This is a genomic window from Corallococcus sp. CA053C, assembly GCF_003611675.1.
In the GTDB taxonomy this organism is placed as follows: Bacteria; Myxococcota; Myxococcia; order Myxococcales; family Myxococcaceae; genus Corallococcus.
Genome location: NZ_RAWA01000474.1, coordinates 1 through 6,815 on the forward strand (window position 1 = coordinate 1; position 6,815 = coordinate 6,815).

The window sequence follows — 6,815 nt, forward strand, 5'->3', positions numbered from 1 at the left end:
GCCCCCTCCCCTGCCCCCCGTGCGTCAGCCGCGCCTACATGGCCCGTCCCACAGGGGATGACCCGTCCAGGAACTGCTGCGCCCGGCCCTCTTGTGGCATATACCCACACCATGCCTTCCGCCCTCACCGCCTCCCAGATCCGCGAGGCGTTCCTCCAGTTCTTCGAAGAGCGCGCCCACCGCCGCGTGGCGTCCTCCTCGCTGGTGCCCGCCAACGACCCGACCCTGCTCTTCACCAACGCGGGCATGGTCCAGTTCAAGGACGTCTTCACCGGCCGCGAGAAGCGCGACTACCGCCGCGCCACCACGTCCCAGAAGTGCGTGCGCGCCGGCGGCAAGCACAACGACCTCGACAACGTGGGCTACACGGCCCGTCACCACACGTTCTTCGAGATGCTCGGCAACTTCTCCTTCGGCGACTACTTCAAGCCGGAGGCCATCGCCTTCGGCTGGGAGTTCGTGACGAAGACGCTCGGCCTCTCCACGGACAGGCTCGCCGTCACCGTGTTCAACGGCGAGGGCGGCATCCCCTGGGACGAAGAGGCCTTCGAGCTGTGGGCGAAGCAGGGCGTGTCGCGCGACCGCATCCTGAAGCTCGGCTACAAGGACAACTTCTGGGCCATGGGCGACACCGGCCCGTGCGGCCCCTGCTCCGAAATCCACTACCACCAGGGCGACGACATCGCGTGTGTCGAAGAGGCCGCGGGCCGCAAGTGTCAGGGCGTTGCCTGTGATTGCGACCGGTGGCTCGAAATCTGGAACCTCGTGTTCATGCAGTTCGAACGCAAGGAGAAGGACGCGCCCCTCATCCCCCTGCCCAAGCCGTCCATCGACACCGGCGCCGGCCTGGAGCGCATCGCGTCCGTCGTCCAGGGCAAGCGCTCCAACTACGACACCGACCTCTTCCAGGGCATCATCGGCACCATCAGCGAGCTGTGCGGCCAGCCCTACTCGCAGGAGACCGGCGCCTCGCAGCGCGTCGTCGCCGACCACGCCCGCGCCACCGCGTTCCTCGTGGCCGACGGCGTCCAGCCCTCCAACGAGGGCCGCGGCTACGTCCTGCGCCGCATCATGCGCCGCGCCATCCGCCACGGCACCCTGCTGGGCCTGAAGGAGCTGTTCTTCTTCAAGGTCGTGGACCGCGTCATCGAGCTCATGGGTGACGCCTACCCGGAGCTGCGCGAGAGCCGCAGCTTCCTGATGGAGGTCGCCAAGCACGAGGAGGAGGGCTTCCGCCGCACGCTCGACCGCGGCCTGAAGCTGATGGACGAGGAGCTGGCGCGGCTGCAGGGCCAGAAGGTCCTCTCCGGCGAGGTCGCCTTCCTCCTGCACGGCACCTACGGCTTCCCCTGGGACCTCACGCAGATCATCGCGCGCGAGCGCGGCTTCGACGTGGACCTGGAGCGCTTCAAGGAGCTGCTGGAAGGCGAGGGCAACAAGGGCTTCGCGGGCTCCGGTCAGAAGGCCGTCGGGGAGATCTACCAGAAGGTCCTGGAGCGCACCGGCCCCACCGAGTTCCTTGGCTACGAGGGCGAGGGCCACGAGGGCGAAGGCAGCGTGCGCGCCATCGTGCAGGACGGCGTGGAAGTGCCGGAGGCCGCCGCGGGCGCCACGGTGGAGGTGGTGCTGGACCGGACGCCCTTCTACGGCGAGTCCGGCGGCCAGCAGGGCGATACCGGCCGCATCGTCGCCCACGGCGGCAAGACGGTGGTGCAGGTGAAGGACGCGCAGCGCCCGGTGCAGGGGCTCATCGTCCACACGGTGGAGGTGAAGGAAGGCACGCTGAAGGTCAGCGACATGGTGCAGACGTCCGTGGACGTGGAGCGCCGCAAGTCCATCCGCGCGAACCACTCCGCCACGCACCTGCTCCACAAGGCGCTCAAGCGCGTGCTCGGCGACCACGTGAAGCAGGCGGGCTCCGTCGTCGCGCCGGACTTCCTGCGCTTCGACTTCTCGCACTTCTCCCCCGCCACGCAGGAGCAGTTGGAGCAGGTGGAGGACCTGGTCAACACGTGGGTGCGCGACAACGCGGGCGCGCAGACGCGCATCATGTCGCTGGACGACGCGAAGAAGTCCGGCGCGGTGGCCATGTTCGGTGAGAAGTACGGCGACACGGTGCGCGTCGTCACCGTGCACCCGGAGTCCACCGAGCTGTGCGGCGGCACGCACGTGAAGCGCAGCGGCGATATTGGCCTGTTCAAGGTGACGAGCGAGAGCGGCGTCGCGTCCGGCGTGCGGCGCATCGTGGCCGTCACCGGCCTGGGCGCGCTCCAGTACGTGCGCGAGCAGGAGCACGAGCTCAAGAAGGTCGCGGCGCTCTTGCGCACGACGCCGAAGGAGGTCGCCCTCCGCGTGGAGGCGACCCAGAAGCGCGTGAAGGAGCTGGAGCGCAAGGTGGAGGAGGTCGCGGTCAAGGCGCAGACGGCGTCGAACAAGGACCTCCTGGACCAGGCGCGCGAGGTCAACGGCATGAAGGTGCTGGCGACGCGCGTGGACCCCGCGGACGACAAGGTGTTCCGCGGCATGGCGGATCAGCTCCGCGACCGCATCGGCTCGGGCGTGATTGCCATTGGCGGTGAGAAGGACGGCCGCGCGGTCATCCTCGTGGCGCTCACCAAGGACGTGGTCGCCAAGGGCATCAGCGCCGGCAACCTGGTGCGCGAGATGGCCAAGGAAGTGGGCGGCAAGGGCGGTGGCAAGGCGGACATGGCGCAGGCCGGCGGTCCGGACGCGGCCAACCTGCCCGCGGCGCTCGAGAAGCTCTACGAGCTGGTGAAGGGCGCGAGCCCGGCGTGAGTCCCCGCGCCCCGTCCTGCTCCCTGGCGTTGCTGACGGCGGCCCTCCTCGCGGGGGGCTGTACGCAGGAGTCCGCCGCGCCTGGAGCGGGACAGGACGCCGACGCGCGCACGCTCCAGAAGCTGCGCGCGGAGGCGGACCGGGTGAAGCAGGGCGGCACGGCCTCCGCGCCGCCGGCGCCAAGGCAGCAGGAGCCGGAGTCGCGGCTGGCGGGACTGGCCGCGGGGATGAACGAGTCGGGCCCGCGCAACCTGCGGCTGCCCGCGCGCAACGACACCGTGCACGTGGACACGGTGGCGATGAAGGTCACGGGGCTTGCGTCCTCGCACTCGGTGAAGGGCTCCGGCAAGGGCGGGCTGGGGCTCACCACGGAGGACCTGTTCCTGCGCGTGGAGCTGATCACCCAGAACGTGGGCAAGACGCCCGCGCCGCTGTCCCTGGACGGTGCGCGGCTGACGGATGCGAAGGGACAGGCGTACCCGTTGGCGCGGGATGCGCAGGCGGTGGCCGGCACGAAGCCGCTGCCCACCACGTGGGCGCCCGAGCAGCGCACGGAGGTGGTGCTGCTGTTCGAGGTGACGCCGGAAGCCGTGCAAGACGATGGGCTGGCGCTCGTGGTGCAGGGCTCCGGCGGGGACGTGCGGATCCCCTTGCGATGACCGGGCCGGCTTCCAAGCTCCTGCCCCTGCGCATCCGCCTCCCGTACACCACGGAGGAGGAGTTCATCGAGCGGTACGGCTCGAACGTGGGACGTGGCGGAGTCTTCGTGGCCACCCGGGCGCCCAAGCCGGAAGGCACGGCGCTGGCGTTCGAGTTCGTCCTCGCGGACGGCACGCGGCTCTTGCGCGGTGAAGGCGTGGTGCTCAAGGCGCAATCGGACGCGGGGAACGCCCGGGCCGGGATGACGGTGCGCTTCACCCGGCTGGATGCCGCGAGCAAGGCGCTCGTCGACCGCATCGTCGCCCGGCGCACCGGGACGGACGCGGGGCGTGAGGACACGGAGTCGGGGGCCACGGCCCCGCCCGCGCAAGGAACCGACACGGCGCCGCGTCCGCCGGGGCTGGTCCGCCGCACCCAGCCCGTGGGGCCTGCACGGATCCGCACGGAGACGGTGCCGCCGGAGCAGGACTCGCGCAGGACGGCGCCCGTGGCCGAGAGCCCGGTGCTGCCGTCCCGTGAAGCCGAGGAGACTTCCGGCAGCGAGCGGAGTGCGACAGAAGCCACACCGGAAGCGCCCGTGATGGAGCCCGAGGCGCCCTCCGTCACGCCCCCGGACCTCGCTGAACCTGATGAACCGGTGTCGCTCTTCCCGGAGCATGAGGACGACGGGAAGGCCCCCGAGCCGCTGCCGGAGGTGTTGGGCCCATCGCGCGATGCGCGGGGGAACCTGTCGATTCCGGGGATGCCGCAGCGGTCGACGCGGGAGATGTTCACCGTCCGCTCGACGCCACCGGAGGCGACGGCGGTGGAGACGCCTCCGGCTTCTTCCGGCACCTTCGCGGCGATCCAGTTACCGCCGGTCGAAGCCAGGGGGGCGGAGCGGGATCCGTTCGAGTCCCCTGCGAGCCCGGACGACGTCGGAGCGGATGCGGTCACCGACCCGGAGACTCCCGAGGGACACACGGGGACGTCGTCCTGGAATGCGTCCTTCGCGGAGGAGCGGGCGGAGGAAGCGGGAGCGCCTGGGCCGGACGAAGCTCAGGAGGCCCGTGCGTCTTCCGGCTTCGCGCCCGCGTCGGTCGAGGCATTTGATCCGAACGTCGTCCTTGGGGATGCGCAGGTCCCGACGGCAGACACGCAGGCGGTTCCCGAGCAGGAGACACCTGCGTTCATGGGCGCGGTGGAGGCCCCGTCCAACGAGGGTGAACCCGCGGGTGCTTTCGAGGCGTCCTCGGCCGAGGATGATCAGTCATTCGACGTCGATGTCGACCTCAGTGCGGAGCCGGACGAGGACGCTGCGACCCATGGCGTGACAGCGACGGAGTCGGTGGAGAAGGATGCGCCGACACGCAGTCCGGAAGCAGAGCACCTGCTCGCGTGGGGCATCTCCCCGGGGCCCGTACCGGAGGATGTGGATCCGTTCGCAGCCGCCCTGGAACGGGTCGTCACCCCAGCCGAGCCGGCGGACCTGGTTGGCGACGAAGACGCCTTCACTGCACGGGCCGATGCGCCTGACGCGGACACGACAGAACAGCCGGAGGACCGCGCAGGCGAGTCACTGTTCGAGGCCTCGGTTCCTCCTCCGTTCACGACACCGTCCGAACCGTTCACCGAGGAGCAAGCCCCAACGTGGGAGCAGGCGACCGCCCCCTGGACTGATCAGCCTGCTGCTGGTGACAGCAGCTCATTGACGGATGACGCCGCACTTGCGAGCGCGACGGCGTCCGGGCCTGCGGATGCAGGGAGCACGAAGGACGCATGGGCCACGCTCCTCGATGCGTCGGCGTCCTACGAGGCGGCTCCGGATGAAGGAGCAGTTTCCTCCGGGGTCACGACACCGCTGGAGGAGGCGTCAGCACAGCCCGCTGTTGATGATTCGCTCGCGGAGGCATTGAGTGAAGGAGAGGCCGCGCACGTATCGGCGATGCCTCCCGCTCCCGATGCCGCCGCGTTTGAAACAACGTCCGGGCCAGCGGCAGCCGACCGTGAGGCATTGAGCGGAGGACGCGGGCGCTCCGAACTCGCGACGGAAGCCACGTCGGTTCCGGGCTCCATCGAGTCCGTGAATGACGCGGAAGCCGCGCGCCCCACCACGACGCCTGTTTCAAACCCGGTTGAGGCAAGCCCGGAGAGCGATGCCGCGTCCGCGAGCGTCACGACACCTGCGTTCGATACGGCCGATTCAGAAGCACTGCCCGTACACGAGGTGCTGACGGACGGGAGGACTTCCGTAGGAGCCGTCGCGACGCCTGCCTTCACGGTGGAGCCCTCGGCTTCATCCAGCATCCCGGAAGAGGCCTCGCTCTCCGCAACGTCGGTCCTTGTCTCGCTCCCGAATGGAGCAACTGACACGGGCGTAACGAGTCTCCGGGAGGAGTCAGCTCGTTCCCCGACAACGTCTGCCTCCGTCACGACCACGACGGAGGCGGCCCTCGCGGAAGCATCGGCCGGACAGACGACAACGCCTGCGTCGGTCACGATCACGACGGAGGCGGCCCCCCTCGCGGAAGCATCGGCCGGGCAGACGACAACGCCTGCGTCGGTCACGGCCACGCCGGGTTCAGGAGTTCTCTCGGATGCGTTGTCCGCCTCGACGACAACGCCTGCGTCGGTCACGGCCACGACGGATTCAGCGGCGCTCTCGGATGCGTTGTCCACCTCGACGACAACGCCTGCATCGGTCGTGGGCACGACGGATGAAAGGCCCCTCGCTGAAGCATCGTCCGACCTGACGGGAGCACCTCCGTCGGGCACGGTCACAACGGATGCAGCGTCTCTTGCGGCAGCGTCGGCGGCGGCAATGCCTGGCTCCGTCACGGCCACGACGGATACAACGCCTCCCACGGAAGCGTCGTTCGACCTGACGCCCCAGCCGGCTTCCGTCACGACCACGACGGATGCATCGCCCATCACGGAAACGTCGTCCTCCACGACGACGCCCCTCTCGGCAGTAGCGCCTTCGGCGGCCGCACCAGCCTCCACCGCGACCACGACAGAGCCAGCGTTCCTCGCAGGAGCGTCGCCTTCGTCGAAGGCCGCACCTGATTCCATCACGACCACGATGGAGCCAACGCTCCTCGCGGATGCGTCGCTTTCCTCAACGTCAGCACCTGCCTCCACCGCAACCACGACGGAGCCAGCGCTCCTCGCGGATGCGGCGCCCTCCTCAACGCCAGCGCCTGCGTCCATCACAACCACGACGGAGCCAGCGTTCCTCGCAGGAGCGGCGCCCTCCTCAACGTCAGCACCTGCCTCCACCGCAACCACGACGGAGCCAGCGCTCCTCGCGGATGCGGCGCCCTCCTCAACGCCAGCGCCTGCGTCCATCACAACCACGACGGAGCCAGCGATCCTCGCAG

Annotated in this window: 3 protein-coding genes and 1 pseudogene; 3 read left to right on the forward strand and 1 reads right to left on the reverse strand. The window is 69.6% G+C overall.

The genetic code is table 11. The annotated features are described in order from the left end of the window. Window positions 1-111: 111 nt before the first annotated feature. From alaS to D7V97_RS46275, 3 genes and pseudogenes are all read left to right on the forward strand, one after another. A complete protein-coding gene (alaS, locus tag D7V97_RS37680; protein ID WP_120615436.1) occupies window positions 112-2,796 on the forward strand; it encodes an alanine--tRNA ligase in 2,685 nt (894 codons plus the stop codon). Further along, window positions 2,793-3,455, forward strand: coding sequence for a hypothetical protein (locus D7V97_RS37685; RefSeq protein ID WP_120615435.1), 663 nt, complete (start codon window positions 2,793-2,795; stop codon window positions 3,453-3,455). The genes alaS and D7V97_RS37685 overlap by 4 nt, the downstream gene beginning before the upstream one ends. Beyond that, window positions 3,452-3,745, forward strand: a pseudogene (locus D7V97_RS46275) (TIGR02266 family protein); the annotation flags it as partial. The gene D7V97_RS37685 and the pseudogene D7V97_RS46275, both read left to right, overlap by 4 nt. A gap of 1,499 nt (window positions 3,746-5,244) precedes the next feature. Here D7V97_RS46275 and D7V97_RS46280 read toward each other — a convergent pair. Beyond that, window positions 5,245-6,815 (reverse strand): hypothetical protein (locus D7V97_RS46280; RefSeq protein WP_233583481.1); only part of this gene is annotated, 1,571 nt, incomplete at its 5' end.